This window comes from Halobacillus shinanisalinarum, from assembly GCF_022919835.1.
GTDB lineage: Bacteria > Bacillota > Bacilli > Bacillales > Halobacillaceae > Halobacillus_A > Halobacillus_A shinanisalinarum.
Map to the genome: position 1 here is coordinate 172,691 of NZ_CP095074.1, position 22,211 is coordinate 194,901.

The window sequence follows — 22,211 nt, forward strand, 5'->3', positions numbered from 1 at the left end:
ATTTATGTGGTATTATGAGAAAAAATTGCAGTACCCTGTAAAAGTAAGTGAGTGTAACCCAACATTAGCTAAATTTTTGATTGAACAATATGGAGGGGCGGATGGAGAACTTTCCGCTGCCCTTCGTTACTTAAATCAACGATACACTATTCCTGATCATGTTATCGGTTTACTTACTGATATCGGTACAGAAGAATTTGCTCACCTAGAAATGATAGCGGCAATGATTTATAAGCTCACGAAAGATGCAACACCGGAACAAATGAAGGAAGCAGGACTCGGTGCTCATTATGCGAATCATGACAAGGCATTATTTTACCATAATGCAGCAGGTGCTCCTTGGACAGCTACGTACATTCAAGCAAAAGGCGATCCAATTGCTGATCTATATGAAGATATTGCAGCAGAGGAAAAAGCTCGCGCTACCTATCAATGGATCATAAACATGTCTGATGACCCCTTTTTAAACGACAGCCTAAAATTTTTGCGGGAGAGGGAGATTGTTCATTCACAAAGGTTTAGGGAAGCTGTAGAAATATTGAAAGATGAGCGGGATAAAAAGCATATTTTTTAAATGAGCGCGCCTATTTTTGGCGCGCCTATTTTAGTTAAGAGGATAGATCTTTCCTCTCAATTGTTATTTCTTCATGATAATATGGTACATCCGTTCGATCCAAATCATGGGTTTCACCAAACCAAAGATTCCAATACTGGGAGGAAAGGAAAACAAAAATAATCAGAATAAATACCAACACTAAAAATCGCAGCCAAATCTTACTGAGTTTCCAATTGTTTTGAGCCTGTTCCTTCTTGTGCAACTCATTTCTAGGTGGCAGCCGTAAAACATTCACTTCTTTTTCCTCGGGAAGCTTTTGATGATCAACATTTCTAGTCCCAAATGCTTGATCTTTCTGATTGTCTTCTTGGGTCATAGGAATGCCCTCACTTCCTTACACGGATCGATAAGGCTAATATAAAGTCAATTAAAAAATGTGCCGTAATCGTAACAGACAAACTATGCGTAAGCTCATACATAAAGCCAATTAAAAAACTCACACCTAGTACAGACACGAATAGGACAACCTTGGTTAAATATCTAAAGTGTATGGCCGCAAACACTAGACTTGCTATAATATATCCGAATTCAGTTTGGATGACTCCGCGAAAAAGCATTTCTTCAGAAAATGAAATAATCATCGTTAAGAAAAAAATCTTAGTAATCGATTGATTCTTGAATACTTTTTCATTAATGCCCCCGTCATCATAGAAATGTTTAGGCAAATTAGCCATTAGTATAAAATCAATGGTTAGTATTGCCAAGGCAGGTAAGATCCCATAGAACAACCATTCACTAAAGGTCAAAGTGAATAATTGCTGCCAATCCGAGAAAAACGAATCAAATAAAAAGACACTTAAGGCAATGGCGAATAGAAAAATGAAGAGTTGTGTATAGACGAGGTGTTTCGTCACTTCCCGATCTGACATTTGTTTAATCAGTTGTGCTTGGTCAGTTAATCGCATGAGGAAGCCCCTTGGTGAAATATCTTCTCTAAGCGATCTCTCCAACTGGAGTATACAGAGGGGCTAGGATCTACTTCAAGGACCATATCATTGAATATGAAACCACAATAATTGCAGCATGGACCCGCAGGAGTTCTGCATTGCTTCTGAAAAGGGGCATAAAGTTTTTTTCGTTTACAGCCTGGGTGGTGAAGCCAGTTTACCATCTCTTTGAGCTTCTGGTTTTTGTACGTCCAGCGCTGTTGTACAATCAACTGGATCCTTTCCTCTGCTTGTTTCCACATCTGCTTAGTGCCAGCGACCGCCCTTGGAGGTAACAACGTCTCCTGCTCAAGTTGATATTTAAAAAAGTTCCACTGTGATTCAGAAAGCTGAAGCTGCTCAGCCATGTCATCATTACTCAGCAGCACTTTTCCATTATTCACTAAAGAATAAATGGATCGAAGCACTCTTGATACATCTTCAGGTTCAGGCAATTCACTTTGGATGAACAACTGTGGTAAATGATGGTCTGCTGGCGTGTACAGCATAAGGCTAGCACATGCTTTTCCATCGCGACCGGCCCGGCCTACTTCTTGTATAAACGATTCCAGTTGGGAAGGAAAGTGATAGTGGATAACTCTACGAATGTTCGGCTTATCCACCCCCATTCCAAAGGCGCTAGTACAGCAAATCACATCTAATTGATCATTCATGAACTGCTGCTGAACGAGAAGCCTGTCCATATGCTCCATTCCACCGTGATAAAAGGCTACTCTTTGATCCAACTGATTTTTTAATTCTTCTGAAATTCGTTCAGCCGATTGACGGCTGGAAAAATAGATCATGGTTGGAGATTTTCCTTGAGCCAAAACTTCGATGATTCGCTCCAGCTTATCATCAGGATGATCATATTCTTCCACAGCGAAGCTCATATTCATTTTATCCATTAGGTAAATGTGTGCAGCCATATCAGGGCGGTTCAATTGTTGTTTAATATCTGTTTGAACTTCAGGCGTTGCCGTAGCACTTAGGGCTAAAACAGTGGGGTGATTCAGTAGCTCGATTGTTTCCTTCAATTTTAAGTAGTCTGTCCTAAATTCATGACCCCACTGAGAAATACAGTGCGCCTCATCGATTACGAAAAGGTCAATCTGTTGTTTCTTCAACTGGTGCTGAACCCACTCATTTTGCAACATTTCCGGTGAAAGGTAGATGAGTGAATACTGCTCAAGATTGTCCATCGTTGTTCGCCTTTCTCTTTTGTCCATAGAACTATTCAGCGAAATAACAGACTTAAAGCCAGTTGCTTTCAACTGCTTCACCTGATCAACCATTAAAGAAATGAGGGGAGAGACAACGAGTGTCGTTCCTGAAGAAAGCAATGCAGGCAACTGAAAACAAATAGACTTTCCCGTTCCTGTCGGGAGTATCCCTAATACGTCTACTCCTGCCATAACCTGTTCAATAATCTCTTGTTGTCCTTCCCTAAACTGTTGATAGCCGAAATGTTCATAAAGCTTTTGCTCGAGATTAAGACGTTGCATAGGACGTTGGCTCCTTTTGTGCATGCTGTTCTTTTGCTAACACTAACCGTAATTCGAAATAGGTAAACTCTCCCTCTAATGATTCATAAATCTTTTTCAAACGCTTTGTCTGAAGGGCTCGTGCTGCGTCGACAATTCTCCTTTCATCTACTTCGCTAATAAAAGTACGAATCGAGAAATGGGGTACAACTAATGCTGCTTCGACGACATGATCCTCAATCGTGCTTATTTTTAGTTGCCTTTTCCTCGCAATGTCTTTTATGGAGAATCCACGCTGCAAATAACGGTAAGTTATTTTAGCCGATTGTGTGATAAGACTGGAAGAGGACAATCCCTCAAGACAACGAGCTAACTCTGGATAGTGGGAAGGACTATTCTTTGCCTGGTGATATAGGAAGTAGAAGACATGCGATAATAGGACGTCAACATCCTGGATACTAATATTGTGATCCTGTGCTATTTGATCCCTTGTCTCCCCAACAACACTTTCTCCAGTTAATCGACTTGTAAATAGTTCTGCCTCTAAACATGTCAATTGATTAAGTAACGTGGCCAACTCCAAATATAACTGCACTTCAACATCTTTAATTCTTGCTTTATTCAAGCTAAATTGCTGTTTTACCCATTGTTGAACCTTAAGCTGCTCGATAATAGGCAAAAAAGCTGGGTTATTCACTGACATATGAGTAACTGTTTGAATATGCAATTGCAACCGGTCTTGAAAGTCTCTTACATTCCCGTGTTCAGCCATCCCTGAAAAGTATTTAGGGAATGGCCCCTTATAGTTGGACAAATAATCGCTACCTTTCTCTCTAAAGACAGCAAACTGCTCATTTTCTATACTAATAAGTTGCTCATTAGCTGCACGTTTAATGAATGCCTGCAAGACTTGCTTTGAAAGACTTGGGTAAATGCCAAAGTACTGATCTAATTTATACGAACGGGCATCCTGTAATGTTTGGGAGGATCGTTTTCCCTTAAGCAAATGAAAGATCCCTGATACCGTCCGCTCTCCATTCATTTGGAGCACACATTCTAAAATAATATATAAAAACAAATGAGATTTTCACTCCCCTCTGCTTATCTATTGAAAAGTTGAAACACACATCTTACAATAACTATGTACGAGTTTTAGCTTAACCACTTGACCCTCTACGAAATTTCTTCATGAGGTGACATTCGAAGGAGGTTCATATCCTTGGCAAAATTTACAATTGTTGATCAAGATACATGCATCGCCTGTGGAGCTTGCGGTGCCGCTGCTCCAGATATATTTGACTATGATGACGAAGGGCTTGCCTACGTGCTGCTTGATGAGAATGAGGGGATTGAAGAAGTTCCTGAAATTTACGAAGAGGATATGGAAGATGCATATGAAGGCTGCCCTACAGATTCTATTAAGATAGCTGAACAATCTTTTGAGGGGGACCCCCTTAAGTATGAATAGAAAGGTTCCCTTCTCATAAAACAGAAGGGAACCTTTAATCCTTAGTTGTCAATTGACTATAACGAAACAATGCCTCTTCTTTATTAAAACTTGAGTACCAGCGGTAACCATGTTCATCTATAATTCGAAAATGCTGACTAATAACATTTTGCTGTAATTTATACTGACCTTTTTCCTCTGCGGTTGTCCACCACATTTTTCCGCCTATTGTCTTTCTCTTTGGCAAATCAATTTGTTCATGAGCAACTGTTTCAATAATTTCAAGAGGGGCATCACCTAGCATACTTCTCATAATATCACTTTCTTTAAATAGAGCACAAACAGCTACAACCGTTGTCCAGTTTGCTTGCGTTCTCTCTTTCTCTATTTGTACAAGCGTCTTCTTCGACACCCCAAGGATAGCAGCCATACGGTTCTGGGTGTACCCAAATTCTACACGTATTAATTTGATTCTTTTTGAAACTTGTTCAATCAAAACCTCTCTATCCATACCATCGTCTCCTCATTAGCATGTCCTTATTTTATCATGTGCGCCTTTATTATTCTATCGTAAAATCTTTGTGGTAAACACAGACAAAAGCAGAAAGGCTCGTTGATTAGCAAAAGATCAATTAAGTTCTCTACAGTGGAGGAAAGCAGACAAAAAGACCCCCTGCTTATAGCAGAGGCAGCCGAAAAAGTGACGTTTATTCAGTTCTATAAGGAATGTATTTGGCATTTTTGTTATTGTCATGTATGAAATGGTCGTATGATTTCTGTGTACAAAGACCTCAGATGTCTCTTGGTTAGTGATATTTTTCTTAAAAACTTCCGATTGTTGAGGACGGGGTCCGTATAAAAAAAGAGAAAGATGGCTGGGAAACGGCTTTTCGTGGGCGAACGCCGTTTCCCAGCCACCTTATGATCATGAAGATGAACGGAACCAATCATGTAGTCCATTATATAGGGAGTTTCCTTAAATCAGTATGATAGAATGCTGTATAACTACGCTCCGCTATATAATAAGGAAGTCTACTCTTTTTACTATACAAAGACTTTTTCAGTGGTCTCGCTTATGGCAAGGGTTCTGATTATTCGTCAGCTGGTACAGGGTTTAGTCCTTTAGGTGTTTCGATTGATCCATTAAGCTCGTAAGGCCCAAGTTTTCCGACCGACGTGTTTTCAAATATGACTTGATTATATCCAAAATGACGAGCGGTAATCAGAATCGATTCTACGCCTGTCAACATCTCCTGTTTCTCAACATGCTTAGGATCATTGAGTTCGACTACAAGCTTATCCCCTTCCTCACGTGAGGACTGGATCTTAACTTCTGAAGGAATAGGTGCATTTACTTCAGGATTTTCCTCATCCTTTTTTAATTCTTTTAAAGCATCACTTATTGAAAGTCCTTTGGTTATAGAGATAGGTACGAAGAAAGAGGTATCCTTTGAAGAAGGTTTGAGTACTTTAAAAATAAAGCTGCCTTCTTTTATAGATGACAATGAGGTGACCTCTCCATAACTGCCTAACGAAACTGGTGCCCCGTCTTCTGTCTGCAGGGAAATGTTATCAATATTGTAAGGTTCGACAGCCCACTTGATGCTATCTACAATCTTTGTAATCATCGCACTCCCACCGCTTACTGTAAAGTCATTCGGAAATATAACACTTGCTTTATTTGCGTCTTTGTTAATCGAAATATCAATGTCTTTCAAAAAGCTCTCTGATAACCCGAGCTTATCGGCATTTACTGTCTTCTTTTCTTCACCTTTTCCATTTTCCATTACCATTAGAGGAACGATATGTTGAGCATTTCGGTCAGCTACAGCTAAAGGCTCCATCTCATTCGTAATTTCTTCTACAAGCATACTGTTCAGTTGTTCACTCGTTGAGGCCATATCTCCTTGACTGCCTTCAGCAGGAAGCTTTTCCGGACTATTTGAACCTTCATGATTTCCTCGAGTCAACGTTTGATTTTCAGTAGTGGACTCAGGTGTCTCTAAAGCCCCATCTTGCATGGTATAAAATGAGAAAGGTACAACAACCGCCAGAATCAGCAAGGCCATTATAGAGGCGAGACCAGGCATAAGCCATCTCGGCCGTGAGTTCCTCTGTTGAGAATTTTCTTCAGGAATTTGACGATCATACTCCGCCTTCGTTTTTTTATCCTTAATTTCAGGGAGCTCATGCAGCATCTTTTCTAAACGGTTATTCTGTTCATCATTATGCTTCATGGTCATCCACCTCCCTTGCTTGTAAACGTTTTTTCAAAGCCTGCATCCCTCTATGTTGTGTTGTTTTCACTTTACTGTCACTGAACTGAAGGATATCTGCAGTTTCCTGTATAGACATTCCCTGAATATACCTCAAAATGATGACACTTTTTTGATCTAGCGTACATTGATCAAGCGCTTTATAAACTTCTCTCATTTGATCACTCAATTCAACGACTTCATCAGGTAAAGGTTCACCATCCTTCAAGGACTCCCCTTTTTCTTCCCAGTTAAAAAAGTCCATGATCCTCTTACGTTTTGTTCCTTGTTTGCGAAAATAGTCAATTGCCACATGGCGAGCAATAGAGAACAACCATGTTTTTTCACTGCTCCTCCCATCAAAAGATTGGTACGATTGGAGCACTTTTATATAAACCTCCTGTGTTAAATCTTCAGCTGCTTGACGGTTTTTAACCATATAATAAATAAATTGAAATAGATCTCGATGATACTTATCATAAAATTCATCAAAGAACGGTTTCACACCTTGAACCTCCCCGTTCACTCATATTGTCGTTTATGTAGATTAAAAAGTTACACTTCCCCATCATAATACGGATAATTAAAAATGAAAAATAATAATATCACACTACGAAAAGCGAGGATAGTTATAATTTTCTGAGCAAAAACAAAAAAGAAGCTGCCTTCTCTAGCAACTTCTTTTCTAAGATGGGTTTTCTATTCGAACATCGACATATTATACACTGGAAATCGCATGCCTCTTTTGATATTTAGAAAATAATGTACCTAGCACAGGGGAAAGCACGAGTATAAAAATGACGTTACTTGCAGCATGGTTTAAATCCATTGGCAGCCCAGCTAAATAATAAGCCCAGAATGGCTGCCCGACTGCCCTCATCGTTAATGAAATGATTAAGCCATATAAGATTCCACTAATAAACCCATATATTGAGAGAAGCCACACAGGTATCGTGGACCAAAACTTTCCGATTAATCCCGCTACCAATCCGATAATAGACCATGAAACGACTTGCCATATCGTCCAATACCCCATCCCTAAAAATATATTCGACAGAAAAGTAGTTAAAAAAGCCATAACAACTGCTGAAAACGGTCCTAACCAAAACCCTGTAATGATAATGATCGCCGTTACAGGCTGGGCATTGGGGATGTTTGCCATAACAAGCCTTCCTGCAATTGCCATAGAGGCGAGCATAGCGATCAAGGTAAGTTTATAGGTGTTCATTTCTCATCATTCCCAAGCGTGGAAGTCAAAAACGATTTCGTCTCCCTGTTTCACTTCATATTCATTAGCCCCGACCATTGCAGATTCACCATTAATTGTAAACAACCATGCCTTTTCGTCAGTAGCAGTGATTCCTTCTATGCCAGTAATAAACCCTTCATTTTCTTCCACTTCGAAGTTGTTCTTCATCACGTCCATTAGCATGGTTCCTTCTTCCACAGTCACGTCTTTAGTCGAAATGACTTTCTCGCCTTTATTCTTAGAAAGCTCAATTTGGAGGGTTACCTCTTGTTTCTCCTCTTGTTTGGAAGCCGTTTCCTCACCGCCGCTTTCCGATTGACAGCCTGCTAACACGAGCATTGTCAGCATAAGTGCAGATAATAGTGTAGACACCTTTCCCATAAAAAAAACTCCTCTTCCTATTTAAATTGACTCATAATGCTGTTCGAAGGAAGGATATGACTGGACAACACAGATCTAACTATAAAAAACCTGCTCTTCAATAGAAGAACAGGCTTAAGACATACCAGTTAGGCTATGTAAATACATTACACGAATCAGTCCGGTTGCCTCAAACGCTCAATCCCCGAAGCTTTGAAACAGCGTAAGATCAGGCAGGTCTACTGACTTGTGTGTCGTTCTACTCAAGGACCTTCCCGCGACTTATCCGCAGTGGTCTTCCTTATTTCGTCTACACATACAGTTGCGAGGACAGTTCTGGCCTTTCACCAGATTCCCTATTTCATCCATAAAGGTACCTAAATCTATTTATTAAGTTCCTGTTCATCGTACATGAAGAGCAGTCAATTATCAAGCTATTTGTTATTAGTCTCAAGGTCAACAGGCAGTTTAAACGTAAAGGTAGTACCTTCATTTACTTTACTATGGACATGTATGGAACCCCTATGTGCTTCTACAATATTATTAGCTATCGCAAGCCCTAGACCTGTTCCCTTTTTACTTGTCTCTCTTTTCCTAGATTTATCTGCTTTATAAAATCTCTCAAAAACAAATGGAAGATCTTCCTCTGGAATTCCCGGGCCTGAATCAATGACTTCAAACACCCATTCAGTAGCTGTTCGTTTAATATTTACATCGACTACTCCTTGCTCTTCAGAATGACGGATCGCATTATCGATTAAGTTCGTTAAGACTTGTTCAATACGATCAGCATCTACATTCATCGTCTCGAAGTTATCGCCAAAATGAAGGTGTAACTCAACACCCCGCTCACTTGCTAATCCTTGGAATTTACGAATAATCTTATCTAAGAGCGGCTTTACTTCAACCGAGTCAATATATAAAGTAATATGACCCGCTTCCATTCTTGCCAGGTCAAGTAGTTCATTTACTAGCCTGCCAATACGCAGTGATTCATCATGTATGATTTTCGCCAGTTCATTTTTATCTTCTTTTGATTCTGCGATATCATCTACAATGGCTTCACTGTATCCTTGCAACATGGAGATTGGTGTTCGAAGTTCGTGTGAAACGTTAGCGATAAAGTCTTTCCTTAACTTATCTAACCTTCGTTCTTCCGTCATGTCACGAAGCACGGCGACTGCCCCCCTAATATAGGTTCGATCATAAAGTGGGGTCATGAGCATAACCCATGTACGGCCTTGAACTGTGATTTCGGTCATAACTTCCTGCTCACTTTCGATGACTTCATCAAACTGTTTTTTTAATGGCTGGGGAACTTGCCGTCTTTCTTCAGATGCTTGAACAGAGTGATTTTCATATCTCCATGATTGATAAAATTGGTCCGCAGGTGGATTTGAGACTAAAATTTCTCCCTTGCGATTGATCGTTAAAACTCCATCAGCCATAGATCGTAAAATTCCGGAAAGCTGCTCTTTTTCCTGATTTACGGCATTAATGTGGAACTTAAGCTCTCGTCCCATACGATTGAATGCCATCGCTAATTCACCAATTTCGTCATGTGTTAAAATTGGAATCTTTGTATTAAATTCTCCTTTAGCAAGTTCAAGTGCCCCTTCTCTCATTTTTATCAAGGGAGCGGTGATACGTGTAGATAGGAAGAAGGCAAAGATTGTTGTCAAGATAATGGCAATTCCCGCCCCTAAGAAAATTATTTTTGTCGTTTGATTTGAAGTCTTTTGAATCGTATCTAGTGATTGATATACAAATACAGCTCCCCGCTCATTGGCAAGCGGTGTCCCGACTACCATAACCTCAAGCTCGGACTGGTTAAACCCTGCCACTTTCATAACATCCTCACCGTTTTCTATAACTGAGGAAAGTTCATTGTCGTTCATAAACCAGTTATAGCCTATAGTTGGCAATTTGTTTGAGTCACTGGAAGATGTTAAAAAATCAGATGAATCGTAAGCTACAAGGATTTGACTAGCAGGGTCTTTAATTAAATTGGTCATAGATAATATTAAGTCTCGGTCCTCGTATTCTTCCACAACCTCAGATACTTTCGAAGCTGTTTGCAACAAATCCCGTTCTGCTTCTAATACATGATAATTTTCAAAAAACTTTAAAAGGAGGAAGGTCAGTATAACTAAAACGAAACAAACAAGCAGAAGAATGGTAAACCATAGTTTTCCTACAACACTTCTCCAGAACATTACTCGCCACTAACCTCAAATTTATAACCAACGCCCCATACTGTAACGATCATCCCCGCCGCATCCGTTGATACCTTACTTAATTTTTCACGAAGGCGTTTCACATGTGTATCCACAGTGCGCAAATCACCAAAGAACTCATATTGCCATACTTCTTTTAGCAATTGTTCTCGATCAAACACCTTATCAGGTGTTTGGGCCATATAATTAAGCAATTCGTACTCTTTGGGAGTTAGTGCAACTTCTTTCCCGTCAGCTGTGACACGATGGGCATCATTATCAATGGTCATATGAGGAAATACTAGTACATTTCTAGCTGACGTATCGGTTTCCAAGAATTTTGTCGTTGAAGCTCGTCTTAGAAGCGCTTTCACACGCAGCACAACTTCCCTCGGGCTAAATGGCTTTACAATGTAGTCATCTGTCCCTACTTCAAAGCCTTGCACACGATTGGCTTCCTCTCCCTTAGCCGTCAGCATAATCACAGGAGTCGCTTTTTTCTCACGTAATTCTTTACATACTTCAATACCATCTTTACCCGGCATCATGAGGTCAAGTAAAATCACATCATAATCCTCTTGCAGGGCTTTCTTTATAGCTTCTTCGCCATCTTCAGCCTCTTCTACTGTATAGTCTTCACGTTCAAGATACATACGGATAAGCCTTCTAATACGCTCCTCGTCATCTACCACTAATATTTTTGCTTCATGATCCATTTGCTTGCTCCCTCCATTTTTTTACTAGTGTGTGTTCAAAAAGTTGACGAATGAGAAGTCGACAAAGACCGTCACCTCCTTGTGCCAAAGTGACACGAGCACATTCCTTGTGCGTCGCAAGACGTTCGAGGCGCGAACGTTTTGAGGACCACAGCGTATGGCTTTCATACGTGAGGACCGGAGAAACCGAGCAACGAAGAAATTCGCCGTTTTATCATTTGGTGACTTTTTGAACATCTTCTACTACAAATTCTCTGTCTACTATTATATAAAAGACAGGACGGGTGGCCAAACCCTTCCTGCCTCACGTTACCTTATGCGTAGGAGTGCAGCCCAGATATGATTAAGTTTACCGCAAGTAAATTGAACATAATAATGGCAAACCCACCTACTGCGAGCCAGGCTGATTTCTTTCCTTGCCAGCCTCTCGAAAGTCTTAGGTGTAAATAGGCCGCATAAAAGAAGAACGTAATTAATGCCCATACTTCTTTAGGGTCCCACCCCCAGAAGCGGTCCCATGCTTGTTGGGCCCAGATCATTGCGAAAATGAGCGCCCCAAGTGTGAAGATGGGGAAGCCGATCGCTACCGCACGATATGATATTTCATCGACGAGTTCAGGATTCACCTTTTTAAGTAAAGGTTGAATAGATGCCCCAATCCTTTTTCGTAAAATTAGACGTGCGAGCCAGTAAAGAACAAGGCCGCCGAGGAATGCCCAAATCATTGTGTTAAATTTAATCGCAGCGTCCTGTCCACGCATCCACTCTGGTACACTAAATAGCGGTGCCATATCATCTGTAAGCAGTTCGCTGTCTGTAGGACCGGCAATGGCTGGCATTTGATACGTAATTTCCGTTGGCTGTCCTTCGACCGGTGCTTCGAAAGTTGCCTCATAATTCATCGCATTGAAAGTTGAAGAGATGATAATAAAGGCTAATGCTGTAGCAAGCATATAGATGACAAATTCCAGCCAAAAAGTATGTTTTGACCTTTTAGACTGATCAATTTGTCGGGTTAAAAAGATTAATCCAGCAACAAAACTAACGGAAAGTACTGCTTGTCCCAGTGATGCTGTTGTCACATGGATATAAAGCCAATGTGACTGCAGTGATGGAACAAGTGGCGATATTTCGCTCGGAAACATACTTGCAAAAGCTATAATCAACAGGGCTATAGGCAAGGCAAATAATCCGAGAACATTAATTCGATAAATAAAATACATAACAATAAACGCCAGTACAAGCATCATGCCAAAGAACGTTGTAAATTCAAATAAATTACTAACAGGAGCATGTCCGCTCGCCCCCCACCTTGTAAAAAAATAACCAACTTGAGCGAGGAACCCTATAATCGTCAATGTTATCCCAATGTTACCTGCAATACCCGCCCTCTTCCTTTTCTTATCACGTATTGTTCCTCCGAAGAAAAACGTAGCGATTAAATAGATAATAAAAGCGGCATAAAGCAAGTTACTGCTTATTGTACTTAGATCCATTGTACACCCTCCTTAATCACCTGCTTATGAGGCTAACTTTCCATTTCTTGTTGATCTTTAGGTGCTTCTATTCCTGTGTCAACAATCACTTTATCGATTTCTCGTCTTAACGCAAACCAATTTTTATTCGTATGACCTGCAATCCATACTCCATTTTCCTTCGGCTTAATCCAGATTCTCCTATGGTTCCAATACATCCCCTGAATGACACCAATCATGAAGATCGCGCCCCCAAGCGCAATGAAAGGAAGCGTGTAATCTTTACGTACAGTCAAGCCGGTTACATCACGGACATCAAAATCGACTAAGCCCACTTTATAATCATTCTCACCTGTAGCATCAACATTTACACCGATTCCAGCAAAGCTTATTTCAGGCTCTGACTCACCAGGTGGAAAGACCTTAAAAACAAACGCTGGATTCTTGGGATACTTAGACACAGAAACGGGAGAGCCATCTTTAAGTTCATATTCTGGAAAATAGGAATCAAGCACAACCCGATAGCCGCTATCAAGTTGATACTCAGATTTCGGCTCAGACAAGTTAACGGTGAACTGACCATAAGAACTGTCTTCATTGTTCTTATCATGTATCTTAAAGGTCATTTCTTTAAATTCATTTAATTGATAACTCGCTTGGTAAAGAGCAAACCCGCCAAATTTTAGTGGATGGTTCACTTTCAACTGATCTTCTTTAATTTTTTCAAGCTCAGGATCGCCGCCGACTACGATCGGATCTGTTCTCTCATAAATAACGGCATTGGTTTGATATGTTTTGGGCACTGGGTTGCCATTGTTTTGAAGCGCTTCCTGAAATCGTTCATCATCCTCATTATACGTTTCCAGAATAAACTCTTTGTTTTTAATATAATACTGGCCTTCCGTACCGTTAATAACTGCCGTTTCTCCCTCTCTCACCCAAACAAAGTCATCTATATAAAGAGCAGGTATGAACCGTAATAGAGTACCAAGTAAAAAGATGATTAACCCTATGTGGTTGACGTAAGGCCCCCACCTTGCGAAACGGTTTTTCTCTGCTAAAATGTGACCGTTTTGTTCTGTGACCTTGAAACGACTCTTTTTTAAGTTCATTTTGACTTGCTCAAAGTATACCGAACTTGACTGCGTCTCACCGAAGATCCTCTGTTTCTTCATAAATAAATCGTGACGTCTTGGCTTTTGAGTTTTAAGTGTTTTATATAAAGGTACAAACCGATCAATACTTGCTACTACAATTGAGATTCCAATCATAGCAAGCAAGAGCATGTACCACCAGGAACTAAATAAATTATGAAAGCCCAATTGATAATAAATTTGACCTGCTAAGCCGTACTGATCAGCGTAGTGTGTGGCAGCATCGGTATTCGGTGGTATGTACATTTCCTGGGGAAATATCGTTCCGACTGCTGAAGCAATTAATGTAGTTACGATGAGCCAGACGCCGACCTTAACGGAGGAAAAGAAGTTCCATATTTTATCGATAAGCGTACGATTATATGTTTGCGATCGTCTGGCACTGCCATCGTACCTCATGTTTAATAATGCCTGATCATCATTACCATTGATATGCTGATTGTTCTCTATGGGCTTACCACAAGATTCACATAGTACCGTTCCCTCTGGGTTCACATGCCCACATTCGCATGTAATGTTATTCATAGTAAAACCTCACAATTTCGAAATAGACTCTATGTCTCAGGAGTAATTTGCTGCAAATATCCTTCCAACTTATCCAGGGTAAGCGGCCCTACGACATGCTTCACAACTTTCCCTTCAGGACTGATGAAAAATGTAGATGGGATGGGCCCCACGTTATATCTGTTCATTACCTGTCCATTTTCATCTTGGAGAATAGGGAAGGTGATCCCATACTTGTCTAGAAATTGTTCAACAACAAGGTTAGTTGAATCTAAGTTCACTGCAAGTATTTCTACGCCCTTTTCCTTATATTCAGGGTAAAGTTTCTCCATGTACGGCATTTCGTCCTTACACGGTTCGCAATAAGTAGCCCAAAAGTTAATCATCACTCCTTTTCCTTCTAAGTCGCTAAGCGCAATTGTTTCTCCATCTGAACCAAACTTTTCTAATTGAAAATCTGGAGCTGGCTCTCCTTCAGCTACGACAGCTTTCTCTTTATTAAAGCTGGATACTAATGCAAAAATTACTAAACCAACCATGACAGCCAGCATGCCGGTTCTGAATATTAATCGCTTTTTCTTTTTCTTTAAAGTTTTTTCTTTCATAGCACTCACTCCTGTGATCATTATAACATTGATCGACAAAGCAAATTTTGAATATTATTTAACATTTTCTTCAGCTGCTTGACGAAGCTGTTTTACTTCATGCGGCTTAAGCGGACGGTAATCACCGGCATTCAATCCCTGTAAAGTTAATGATCCGTAACGTTCGCGCTTTAATTTATCGACAGGATAGCCTAACCCCTCAAACATTTTTCTGATTTGACGGTTCTTTCCTTCGTGCAATGTGACTTGTATAATCGCATTGTTTTTCTTAACATCTGAAGAAAGCAATTTCGTATGGACAGCTTTAAATGTTTCTCCCTCAATAGTAAGTCCTTTTTTCATCTTTTTAAGCTGTTCACTATCAGGAATGCCCTTTGTTTTGACAATATATACTTTATCTACCTCATGACTAGGGTGCATCAATAGATTGGCAAGTTCTCCATCATTCGTTAACAGCAAAATTCCTGAGGTATCATAATCAAGTCGCCCAATCGGAAAGATACGCTCATTCACTTCTGGTAAAAAGTCGGTGACTACCTTCCTTCCCTTATCGTCCTTCACACTTGAAATCACTGCTCGTGGCTTATAAAGCAAGTAGTAGACTGGCACCTCTTTCGTTAGAGGAACCCCTTCCACTTCAACATCATCATTTGAACTTACCTTTGTTCCAAGCTCTTTGATAACTTTTCCATTCACTCGTACTTTTCCATCGATAATCATTTTCTCTGCTTTTCTACGTGAAGCAACACCGGCGTGTGCGATCACTTTTTGCAGACGTTCCATACTGGCCATAGGACCGTCCTCCTCATTTTCTTAATTTACTAACTACATAACTTGAAGCCACGCTTTTAAACGGCGTGGCTTGTCAACTTTATTATACAAGCATTGATCATAAAAAAACAAAATAATCATCCTGTTTTATCCAAACAGGATGATTACGATGACAATTGATGCTATTATACCAACTAAATCAGCAAGAAGTCCAACCTTTAATGCATCGCCCATTCTTCTTATTCCGACAGCTCCAAAATAAACGGTGATTATATAGAGCGTCGTATCGGTACTGCCTTGCATGACTGAGGCAAGTTGTCCAATAAAGGAATCCGGCCCAAATGTGCGGATTAACTCCGTGGTTACACTTAATGCCGCGGTGCCAGAAATAGGCCGGATTAATGCCAAAGGCAAAATTTGTTCAGGAACAGCAAAAAGCGAGGTTAGTGGTTTAACTAAACTCAGTACGGCATCCATTGCGCCTGACGCCTGGAAAATCGCTATCGAAACCATCATTCCTAACAAAAAAGGAAGCAATGAAACAGCGATTTGTATGCCCTCTTTACTTCCTTCCACAAACACCTCATAGGCAGGTACCCGTTTAATCGTAGCCATGACAAGAACGATTAGGATGACAGCAGGAATGAGCCATATACTCATAACGCGCGGCCAGCCTTCTTACGCAAGTAGTAGAAAGAGCGATCAATAATAAGCGCGGCAATCGTGGAAATCGCTGTGGCGAAAATAGTTGCCGCAACAATACTTGTAGGATCAACAGAACCATACTTCATTCGAATCGCAATCACAGTTGTTGGAATGAGTGTGAGCGAAGAAGTATTAATGGCTAAGAACGTAATCATAGAACGGCTGGCCTGATCTGATCCTGATAACCTTTTCATCTCTTTCATTGCCTTAAGTCCCATTGGAGTGGCGGCATTTCCTAACCCAAACATATTTGCGGTCATATTAGATAGAATGTATCCTAAAGCAGGATCATTTTCAGGAATGTCTGGGAAAATCCGCTTTACTACAGGCTTAAATAATTTAGCCAGCCCCGATAATAACCCTGCTTCCTCAGCGATCTTCATCAATCCCAGCCAAAACACAAGGACACCAGCGAGACTTAATGTAATCATGACACTCTCTTCAATTGTCAAAAAAATAGCTTCATTAACTTTATCCATTGTTCCGTTAAAGGCAGCATAACAAATTCCACTTACCGCAAGGAATACCCAAATTAAGTTGACCAAGGTACCACCCCCGTAATGCGTTTTAAATAAGCGGACCATTCACTTATAAAAGAACCATACGGTCGATCCTTCCATACAGCTGTTTGAACTAATGATTGGTCAGCGATCTGAAAATAACGGACTCCCGCCAACTGGGGGTCTTGCATAGAAGGGGACGGATGGAAGGCTGATTCCATTTGTTTCTTCTCCTGTTCCGTTAATGGATAAAAAATATCAGTAGGAAGATAGTATTCGTTTCCGTTTGAAACAGCAAATCCCTCTTCTTGAAGTTGATAGGTTTCGTAATTGTCAAACCCATACTCATACATTCGCTCATGATCTTTCCAATCATCTGGCGCGTTCAACGTTACCGCAACCAGTTCCATACCATCCCTTTCCGCACTGCTGACAAGGGTTCGTCCAGCCTTCTTCGTGAAGCCGGTCTTCCCTCCCGTAGTGTGATCATAAAGCCTGGTAAGCAGCTTGTTTTTGTTTTGCCATGGATAAGAGCGGTTATCAGACTTAAACTTTTCACTTCCCGTTACTTTGCTAAACGTCTCATTTTTCATCGCATAGGCCATAAGTAACGCTAAATCATATGCACTTGAATAATGAGATTCACCATCGAGCCCGTGCGGGTTTTCAAAATGGGAAGATTGCATTCCAAGCCATCGAGCCTTCTGGTTCATCAAGTAGGTAAACCCTCCCACGCTGCCACCTACATGTTCAGCGATCGCAACAGCCGAGTCATTTCCAGAGCGCAGCATTAAACCATATACGAGGTCAATTAGTGGGATCTTCTCCCCTTCTGTTAAGTATATAGACGAGCCTTCCGTTCTAGTAGCTAGCTCGCTCACCTTCACCTCTTCCGACAACTTTCCTGATTCGATCGCAATAATAGCTGTCATGATCTTGGTCGTACTTGCAATTAGTGAAGAATCATAGGCTTTTTTCTCAAAAAGAACTCGTCCCGAATTGGCATCTAAAAGAACGGCATGTTCCGCCGAGACAGATATAGACGGACTTGCATTCGCAACCTGTGGAAAGAGTAAGCAAGCAGTAAACAAAGCAATGATGATCAAACGAATATTCCTTCTCAAGAGAGGTCTTCCTCCTAACCTATTCATTTGCTTAACTTTATGCAACAAGATACAAGCTTATGAAAAAGATAGAGAAAGAAACAAAGCGCCGAGCTCCCCGGCCAGACATCCGACAAGAATCGTTCACCTGAAATCGGTTAGAGAACGGTATTAAAATTATTATTTTCCCGAGTGAATCAATTTCATAATTTAAGTCCCTTGTGCCCCGGGGGATTCGAAATCTAAAAAAGGAAGTACCTCCCCAATCTAGTCAAGTAGGAAATTTGAAATCATTTTTATTAGGTTAAGGGCAGTAAACTGGAAGACTCCATCTCGAGATAGGTTTCCGTTTCCTTAAATGGAGAAGGAGGTCCGGGAAATCACTCGCTTTCCGTAGGCATGCGCTGAGTCTCCTCGGACTCCGTCCTCCGGGGTCTCACCTGTCATGTTCATCCCACAGGAGTCTCGCAATCTCCCGAGCCTCATTGTGTTTGTGAGAAGAACGGAAACACTCCAGGTGCACAAGTCACCCAAAACGACAGAAGAACTTCTTATCAGAGAGCTGAAAATCTCTCTGTAACGCGGTTATTATGCCACATCATGATGGATGAAACATTGGAGACTCATTCGGAATGCGAATGGCTCCGTTCATCACAAAACAGGTGGGGTCTGAGGAAACGGCGAGATCCCGGAAGACTTCGCCTGAGGAGGCTTGCTGTTTAGATAATGTTCGGCTAAAACCTAATAGAGGAAGTTCGACTAAGTTCGGCACGTCCTGTGCCAACGTCGAACGACCCCACGTCGTGTGGGACATGTTTCAACGCCGAACGACCCTACGTCCTGTCGCGCCTCAGGAAAGCGAGTCACCCCCCCCCCCGAGCCCTCATACCTTAACGGACCTAGGTGTCTCAGAGCTGATTCTCCAGGATAAGGGGGCGGTGTGAAGCAACATGGATAGAAAGTGATCAAACTTCTTTATAAAAACGGAAACTAAAATCTGTTGGATAAGAATCCAGTTTGAACCTTTTCAGAAAAGAGCCTTATATTCTGCCAGTCTTTGAAGTTTTTAAAAAAGCAATTATGAAATTGATTCGAGTATGAAAAAATCCAAATATAAAAAAGAAAACCAGGAAGTGTGAATTCCAGGTTTCTAACTACTTCTCGTATTATCTTAATGGCTTCACCTGTTCGTAGGTCTCATAAAAATCGAGTTCCTCCCGGATATTCTGAAATAAATTTTCCAGTGAAGAAAACAATGCCATCAGGGAAACGGGCGGCTCATAAACGAATCTAATGGAATGTCCCCCTGTATAAGACGCTCGACTATCTTCAAACCAAGTATCCCCTTTGGAGAAAAAAACTCACCTACACATTGATGGTAAATACCATATAATGTTTTTTCAGCTGAGGACTCCGGGAAGGATGGCGCCTGTAAGAATACAGATAATTTATCCCTCGCTTCATCACAAAATACGTTTAAACGTCTTAAGGATTTTAATATTTGTTTATAATAATCCACTTCATGGCTGCCACCTTCTTCAATGAGATCTTTTAATGAATGTGTATTCAAATAATGGTCTACACCAAACACGACATTATTCAGAAATTCGTGAACTTCATTCGTTCGTGCTTTTATCATTTGCTGACTCATGGTCGCCTCCTATTTAAATATAAAAAAGTAACTCTTATTACATCATGCCTATTTATAAAGTTGGTGTTATTACAATCCGTACCGTAACACATTTACTATGTTTCATTTGAACTTTTATCATTAAATTTCTCAAAAAATAAATCCGCTTCTTCTTCAACGTCAGGGTTTTGTTCGATTTCTTTAAGCGGTGGGAGTTCCTCGATAGACGTTAATCCAAAATAAGTGAGAAAATCTTTTGTAGTCCCAAATAAAACCGGTCTACCGATGGCATCCTTTCTTCCTTTTTCGTCAATCAACCCTCTATTTCCTAATGTTTGTACGGCACGATCACTTTTCACTCCCCGCAAATCATCAATCTCTATTCGAGTAATAGGTTGACGATAAGCAATAATGGCAAGCGTCTCCAATGCTGCTTGAGACAAACGAGTAGACGTATTCGTGTCTAAGAGTTTTTTATAATAGGGAGCATGTTCTGGCTTTGTCGTCAAATGTAGAGTTCCATTTGAGTCCATCATCGTTACCCCCCGTTCTATCTGCTGGTAGTCCGTCGTCAGATCCTCAAGCAATGTCTCAAGAGAAGCGTTCGTAAGCTCTAACAAGTCAGCTAATTTCTTTTTCGTAATTCCCTCTTCCCCTGAGACAAAGAGCAATCCTTCAATTAGCGCTTTTTGTTGGTTCACATTCATGGTGTTTCCTCCATCTTAAATACAATTAAATCCTCTAAATGACTTTCTTGAATACAGGTTACTTCCTTGCTTTTCATTAACTCAAGGATTGCAATAAATGTTACCACCATTTGTGGTTTAGAGTGCTCAGCAAATAATTCGGAAAAGCGCAGTCCCTCTTTTATATCATCGACTTGTTTCAAAATATCATCCATTTTCACACGAATGGAGACTTCATCCCTTTTTATAGTTGCATCTTTAGGTTGTTCTGTTTTTTTTCGTTTCAAAATATTTCCCATTGCTGCGATCATGTCATACACAGAGGCCTCGCCTTCTGTTACGCCTTGTTCTTCTGCATAATCAGCTAAATCCATCTCCGGCCTGGTATAAATCCTATTCGCATCCAACTCTTTTTGTTTAAGCTCTTCTGCTGCTTCTTTATAGCGTTTATATTCGATCAGTCGGTTCATCAATTCATCTCGAGGGTCTTCTTCCTCTTCCACCGTTAATTCTTCATCACTCGAAATGGTGGGCAGAAGCATCTGGCTTTTGATAGCAAGTAAGCTCGCTGCCATCACTAAATATTCACTTGCCATATTTAATTCTAGCTCTTGCATGGCATGAACGTAATTCATATACTGCTCTGTTATTTTAGATACAGGTATATCGTAAATATCGATTTCGTACCGATTTATTAAGTGAAGCAATAAGTCAAGAGGTCCTTCAAAACCATCTAACTTCACTTGATAGCTTTCTGTCATATTATTCGTCCTTTTTTATAAATACGTAAGAGCAAGCTCTAGTGTTTGGACACCTATTGTAGAATTAGGGCACAACTATGCTTCTCTCCATTTTTCTACAGTCAGCGTAAGTGCCGATTCCTTTTTTCTATCATAATGTTACCAGAAAATCCGACACCCGTTAACATGATTTTTATCGTCCCTGCTTTTTACTTGTTCCTTGGCGATTTATACTAGTAAAATAAGTTACAAGTATGTATTCAAAACCCCCATATCCTGCCAGACACCACAATGGATGAAAATGGGGCGTAGCAGTTTAATCCTAAGTAATGTCAACTATATAAGGCAGGGAGTAAGATCAAACATCTTAATCCCAGAAAGAGTGAGCGCAAGAAGTTCGAGGCGCGAAAGTTTTGAGGACCACAGCGTAACACCTTTCATACGTGAGGACTGGAAAAAAACGAGCAACGAAGAAATTCGCCGTTTATCATTTGGTGACTTTTTGAACATCCTCTACAAGGAGAGATCATCATGTATCCAAAAGCTTTTATAGAATATTTGGCTCATTTCCATGGCACAAGAGACTATTTTGAATGTCATGAGGTTTTAGAGGATCATTGGAAAAAGACAGAACCTGGAAACAGAAAGTCTGTCTGGGTATGTCTCATACAACTGGCTGTCAGCCTGTATCATTTTAGAAGAGGAAATTTGACGGGGGCATACACTCTGATTAATAGAACACTGGAAAAATTGAAAGACAGTCAAAAGCAAATAACTTCTCTCGGCATTCAGTCAGATTTACTCATTCAAAAGGCCTTATACATAAAAAGCCGGATCGTCGAGCAAAAGGGGTATATAAGTGTCGACCTGCCCCTTTCTGATCCAGCATTATTAAAAGAGGTGAAACAGCTTTGCTTGATCTGGGGAGTAAGTTATGGAACCGCTAGTGACTTAACAAATCTTGACCTTATTGATAAACATAAAAGGCGCAGGAGATGAGCGTTAGAACCCTAGTAAAGTCATGATGAAGAGGTTTTTAAAGAGCTTACCTACTTTAAACACTAAAGAA

The 22,211-nt window shown here is 40.5% G+C and carries 24 protein-coding genes, 1 pseudogene and 1 riboswitch; of the genes and pseudogenes, 3 read left to right on the forward strand and 22 right to left on the reverse strand.

Features of this window, described 5'->3' with window-relative positions; genetic code table 11:
- The first annotated feature begins 4 nt into the window (after positions 1–4).
- The gene (locus MUO14_RS00950; RefSeq protein ID WP_244753224.1) at positions 5–574 is read left to right on the forward strand and encodes a manganese catalase family protein; all 570 of its coding nucleotides are present in this window, start codon (positions 5–7) and stop codon (positions 572–574) included.
- 34 nt (positions 575–608) lie between these two features.
- On the opposite strand, the gene MUO14_RS00955 is transcribed toward MUO14_RS00950, so the two are convergent.
- From MUO14_RS00955 to MUO14_RS00970, 4 genes are read right to left on the reverse strand one after another with little or no spacing between them, the layout of a single operon-like run.
- The gene (locus MUO14_RS00955; protein ID WP_244753225.1) at positions 609–932 is read right to left on the reverse strand and encodes a hypothetical protein; all 324 of its coding nucleotides are present in this window, start codon (positions 930–932) and stop codon (positions 609–611) included.
- A gap of 10 nt (positions 933–942) precedes the next feature.
- Positions 943–1,521 carry a CPBP family intramembrane glutamic endopeptidase gene (locus MUO14_RS00960; RefSeq protein ID WP_244753226.1) on the reverse strand — a complete coding sequence of 193 codons (579 nt, stop codon included), beginning with the start codon at positions 1,519–1,521 and terminating at the stop codon, positions 943–945.
- Complete coding sequence (locus MUO14_RS00965; protein ID WP_244753227.1) at positions 1,512–3,047, reverse strand: RecQ family ATP-dependent DNA helicase; 1,536 nt, start codon at positions 3,045–3,047, stop codon at positions 1,512–1,514. The genes MUO14_RS00960 and MUO14_RS00965 overlap by 10 nt, the downstream gene beginning before the upstream one ends.
- On the reverse strand, positions 3,034–4,104 hold the full coding sequence (locus MUO14_RS00970) for a YpbB family protein (RefSeq protein ID WP_244753228.1): 1,071 nt from the start codon (positions 4,102–4,104) through the stop codon (positions 3,034–3,036). The genes MUO14_RS00965 and MUO14_RS00970 overlap by 14 nt, the downstream gene beginning before the upstream one ends.
- A 141-nt stretch (positions 4,105–4,245) precedes the next feature.
- Here MUO14_RS00970 and MUO14_RS00975 point away from each other — a divergent pair, with 141 nt between their 5' ends.
- The gene (locus MUO14_RS00975) at positions 4,246–4,494 is read left to right on the forward strand and encodes a ferredoxin (protein WP_244753229.1); all 249 of its coding nucleotides are present in this window, start codon (positions 4,246–4,248) and stop codon (positions 4,492–4,494) included.
- A gap of 34 nt (positions 4,495–4,528) precedes the next feature.
- Here the strand turns inward: MUO14_RS00975 and MUO14_RS00980 are convergent, their stop codons facing one another.
- The 18 genes and pseudogenes from MUO14_RS00980 to MUO14_RS01065 all read right to left on the reverse strand — a co-directional run bounded on the left by MUO14_RS00980 (position 4,529) and on the right by MUO14_RS01065 (position 21,163).
- Positions 4,529–4,984 (reverse strand): helix-turn-helix transcriptional regulator, encoded by a 456-nt coding sequence (locus MUO14_RS00980; protein WP_244753230.1) that lies wholly within the window; start codon positions 4,982–4,984, stop codon positions 4,529–4,531.
- Between the two features lie 580 nt (positions 4,985–5,564).
- Entirely contained in the window at positions 5,565–6,710 is a 1,146-nt protein-coding gene (locus tag MUO14_RS00985) for a GerMN domain-containing protein (RefSeq protein WP_244753231.1), read from the reverse strand.
- Positions 6,700–7,233, reverse strand: coding sequence for an RNA polymerase sigma factor SigX (gene sigX, locus MUO14_RS00990; RefSeq protein ID WP_244753232.1), 534 nt, complete (start codon positions 7,231–7,233; stop codon positions 6,700–6,702). Before sigX ends, MUO14_RS00985 begins: the two co-directional genes overlap by 11 nt.
- Before the next feature lie 213 nt (positions 7,234–7,446).
- Positions 7,447–7,956 (reverse strand): ECF transporter S component, encoded by a 510-nt coding sequence (locus MUO14_RS00995; RefSeq protein ID WP_244753233.1) that lies wholly within the window; start codon positions 7,954–7,956, stop codon positions 7,447–7,449.
- Between the two features lie 6 nt (positions 7,957–7,962).
- Positions 7,963–8,358 carry a DUF4430 domain-containing protein gene (locus tag MUO14_RS01000; RefSeq protein ID WP_244753234.1) on the reverse strand — a complete coding sequence of 132 codons (396 nt, stop codon included), beginning with the start codon at positions 8,356–8,358 and terminating at the stop codon, positions 7,963–7,965.
- A 194-nt stretch (positions 8,359–8,552) separates the two neighbouring features.
- A riboswitch (cobalamin riboswitch) is annotated at positions 8,553–8,733 on the reverse strand.
- A gap of 38 nt (positions 8,734–8,771) precedes the next feature.
- Positions 8,772–10,553 carry an ATP-binding protein gene (locus tag MUO14_RS01005; RefSeq protein WP_244753235.1) on the reverse strand — a complete coding sequence of 594 codons (1,782 nt, stop codon included), beginning with the start codon at positions 10,551–10,553 and terminating at the stop codon, positions 8,772–8,774.
- Positions 10,553–11,269, reverse strand: coding sequence for a response regulator transcription factor (locus tag MUO14_RS01010; protein ID WP_244753236.1), 717 nt, complete (start codon positions 11,267–11,269; stop codon positions 10,553–10,555). Before MUO14_RS01010 ends, MUO14_RS01005 begins: the two co-directional genes overlap by 1 nt.
- A 314-nt stretch (positions 11,270–11,583) precedes the next feature.
- On the reverse strand, positions 11,584–12,765 hold the full coding sequence (gene ccsB, locus MUO14_RS01015; protein WP_244753237.1) for a c-type cytochrome biogenesis protein CcsB: 1,182 nt from the start codon (positions 12,763–12,765) through the stop codon (positions 11,584–11,586).
- A 32-nt stretch (positions 12,766–12,797) separates the two neighbouring features.
- Positions 12,798–14,423, reverse strand: coding sequence for a cytochrome c biogenesis protein ResB (gene resB, locus MUO14_RS01020; protein WP_244753238.1), 1,626 nt, complete (start codon positions 14,421–14,423; stop codon positions 12,798–12,800).
- 29 nt (positions 14,424–14,452) lie between these two features.
- The gene (gene resA / locus MUO14_RS01025; protein WP_244753239.1) at positions 14,453–15,007 is read right to left on the reverse strand and encodes a thiol-disulfide oxidoreductase ResA; all 555 of its coding nucleotides are present in this window, start codon (positions 15,005–15,007) and stop codon (positions 14,453–14,455) included.
- 54 nt (positions 15,008–15,061) lie between these two features.
- Positions 15,062–15,790 carry a pseudouridine synthase gene (locus tag MUO14_RS01030; RefSeq protein ID WP_244755428.1) on the reverse strand — a complete coding sequence of 243 codons (729 nt, stop codon included), beginning with the start codon at positions 15,788–15,790 and terminating at the stop codon, positions 15,062–15,064.
- 135 nt (positions 15,791–15,925) lie between these two features.
- Complete coding sequence (locus MUO14_RS01035) at positions 15,926–16,438, reverse strand: spore maturation protein (RefSeq protein ID WP_244753240.1); 513 nt, start codon at positions 16,436–16,438, stop codon at positions 15,926–15,928.
- Entirely contained in the window at positions 16,435–17,028 is a 594-nt protein-coding gene (locus MUO14_RS01040) for a nucleoside recognition domain-containing protein (protein WP_244753241.1), read from the reverse strand. Before MUO14_RS01040 ends, MUO14_RS01035 begins: the two co-directional genes overlap by 4 nt.
- Positions 17,016–18,107, reverse strand: a complete 1,092-nt coding sequence (locus MUO14_RS01045; protein ID WP_396265785.1) for a D-alanyl-D-alanine carboxypeptidase family protein — start codon at positions 18,105–18,107, stop codon at positions 17,016–17,018. The genes MUO14_RS01040 and MUO14_RS01045 overlap by 13 nt, the downstream gene beginning before the upstream one ends.
- A gap of 577 nt (positions 18,108–18,684) precedes the next feature.
- Positions 18,685–18,900, reverse strand: coding sequence for a hypothetical protein (locus MUO14_RS01050; protein WP_244753242.1), 216 nt, complete (start codon positions 18,898–18,900; stop codon positions 18,685–18,687).
- A 352-nt stretch (positions 18,901–19,252) separates the two neighbouring features.
- Positions 19,253–19,737: pseudogene (locus MUO14_RS01055) on the reverse strand (DUF3907 family protein).
- A gap of 95 nt (positions 19,738–19,832) precedes the next feature.
- Positions 19,833–20,423 carry an SMC-Scp complex subunit ScpB gene (gene scpB / locus MUO14_RS01060; protein ID WP_244753244.1) on the reverse strand — a complete coding sequence of 197 codons (591 nt, stop codon included), beginning with the start codon at positions 20,421–20,423 and terminating at the stop codon, positions 19,833–19,835.
- The gene (locus tag MUO14_RS01065) at positions 20,420–21,163 is read right to left on the reverse strand and encodes a segregation/condensation protein A (protein ID WP_244753245.1); all 744 of its coding nucleotides are present in this window, start codon (positions 21,161–21,163) and stop codon (positions 20,420–20,422) included. The genes scpB and MUO14_RS01065 overlap by 4 nt, the downstream gene beginning before the upstream one ends.
- Positions 21,164–21,673: 510 nt before the next feature.
- On the opposite strand from MUO14_RS01065, the gene MUO14_RS01070 reads away from it, so the two are divergent.
- Positions 21,674–22,141 carry a DUF309 domain-containing protein gene (locus MUO14_RS01070; protein ID WP_244753246.1) on the forward strand — a complete coding sequence of 156 codons (468 nt, stop codon included), beginning with the start codon at positions 21,674–21,676 and terminating at the stop codon, positions 22,139–22,141.
- The last annotated feature ends 70 nt before the right edge of the window (positions 22,142–22,211 follow it).

Bases quoted from the DNA above. Each gene is read 5' to 3' on its own strand.
- MUO14_RS01005 (WP_244753235.1), bottom strand. From the start codon at position 10,553: ATGTTCTGGAGAAGTGTTGTAGGAAAACTATGGTTTACCATTCTTCTG.
- MUO14_RS01000 (WP_244753234.1), bottom strand. From the start codon at position 8,358: ATGGGAAAGGTGTCTACACTATTATCTGCACTTATGCTGACAATGCTC.
- scpB (WP_244753244.1), bottom strand. From the start codon at position 20,423: ATGAATGTGAACCAACAAAAAGCGCTAATTGAAGGATTGCTCTTTGTC.
- MUO14_RS01065 (WP_244753245.1), bottom strand. From the start codon at position 21,163: ATGACAGAAAGCTATCAAGTGAAGTTAGATGGTTTTGAAGGACCTCTT.
- MUO14_RS01035 (WP_244753240.1), bottom strand. From the start codon at position 16,438: ATGAGTATATGGCTCATTCCTGCTGTCATCCTAATCGTTCTTGTCATG.
- MUO14_RS01010 (WP_244753236.1), bottom strand. From the start codon at position 11,269: ATGGATCATGAAGCAAAAATATTAGTGGTAGATGACGAGGAGCGTATT.
- MUO14_RS00995 (WP_244753233.1), bottom strand. From the start codon at position 7,956: ATGAACACCTATAAACTTACCTTGATCGCTATGCTCGCCTCTATGGCA.
- MUO14_RS00950 (WP_244753224.1), top strand. From the start codon at position 5: ATGTGGTATTATGAGAAAAAATTGCAGTACCCTGTAAAAGTAAGTGAG.
- MUO14_RS01070 (WP_244753246.1), top strand. From the start codon at position 21,674: ATGTATCCAAAAGCTTTTATAGAATATTTGGCTCATTTCCATGGCACA.
- MUO14_RS00980 (WP_244753230.1), bottom strand. From the start codon at position 4,984: ATGGATAGAGAGGTTTTGATTGAACAAGTTTCAAAAAGAATCAAATTA.
- ccsB (WP_244753237.1), bottom strand. From the start codon at position 12,765: ATGGATCTAAGTACAATAAGCAGTAACTTGCTTTATGCCGCTTTTATT.
- MUO14_RS01030 (WP_244755428.1), bottom strand. From the start codon at position 15,790: ATGGAACGTCTGCAAAAAGTGATCGCACACGCCGGTGTTGCTTCACGT.
- MUO14_RS00965 (WP_244753227.1), bottom strand. From the start codon at position 3,047: ATGCAACGTCTTAATCTCGAGCAAAAGCTTTATGAACATTTCGGCTAT.
- resB (WP_244753238.1), bottom strand. From the start codon at position 14,423: ATGAATAACATTACATGCGAATGTGGGCATGTGAACCCAGAGGGAACG.
- resA (WP_244753239.1), bottom strand. From the start codon at position 15,007: ATGAAAGAAAAAACTTTAAAGAAAAAGAAAAAGCGATTAATATTCAGA.
- MUO14_RS00960 (WP_244753226.1), bottom strand. From the start codon at position 1,521: ATGCGATTAACTGACCAAGCACAACTGATTAAACAAATGTCAGATCGG.
- MUO14_RS00955 (WP_244753225.1), bottom strand. From the start codon at position 932: ATGACCCAAGAAGACAATCAGAAAGATCAAGCATTTGGGACTAGAAAT.
- MUO14_RS01050 (WP_244753242.1), bottom strand. From the start codon at position 18,900: ATGTCCCACACGACGTGGGGTCGTTCGACGTTGGCACAGGACGTGCCG.
- MUO14_RS00985 (WP_244753231.1), bottom strand. From the start codon at position 6,710: ATGAAGCATAATGATGAACAGAATAACCGTTTAGAAAAGATGCTGCAT.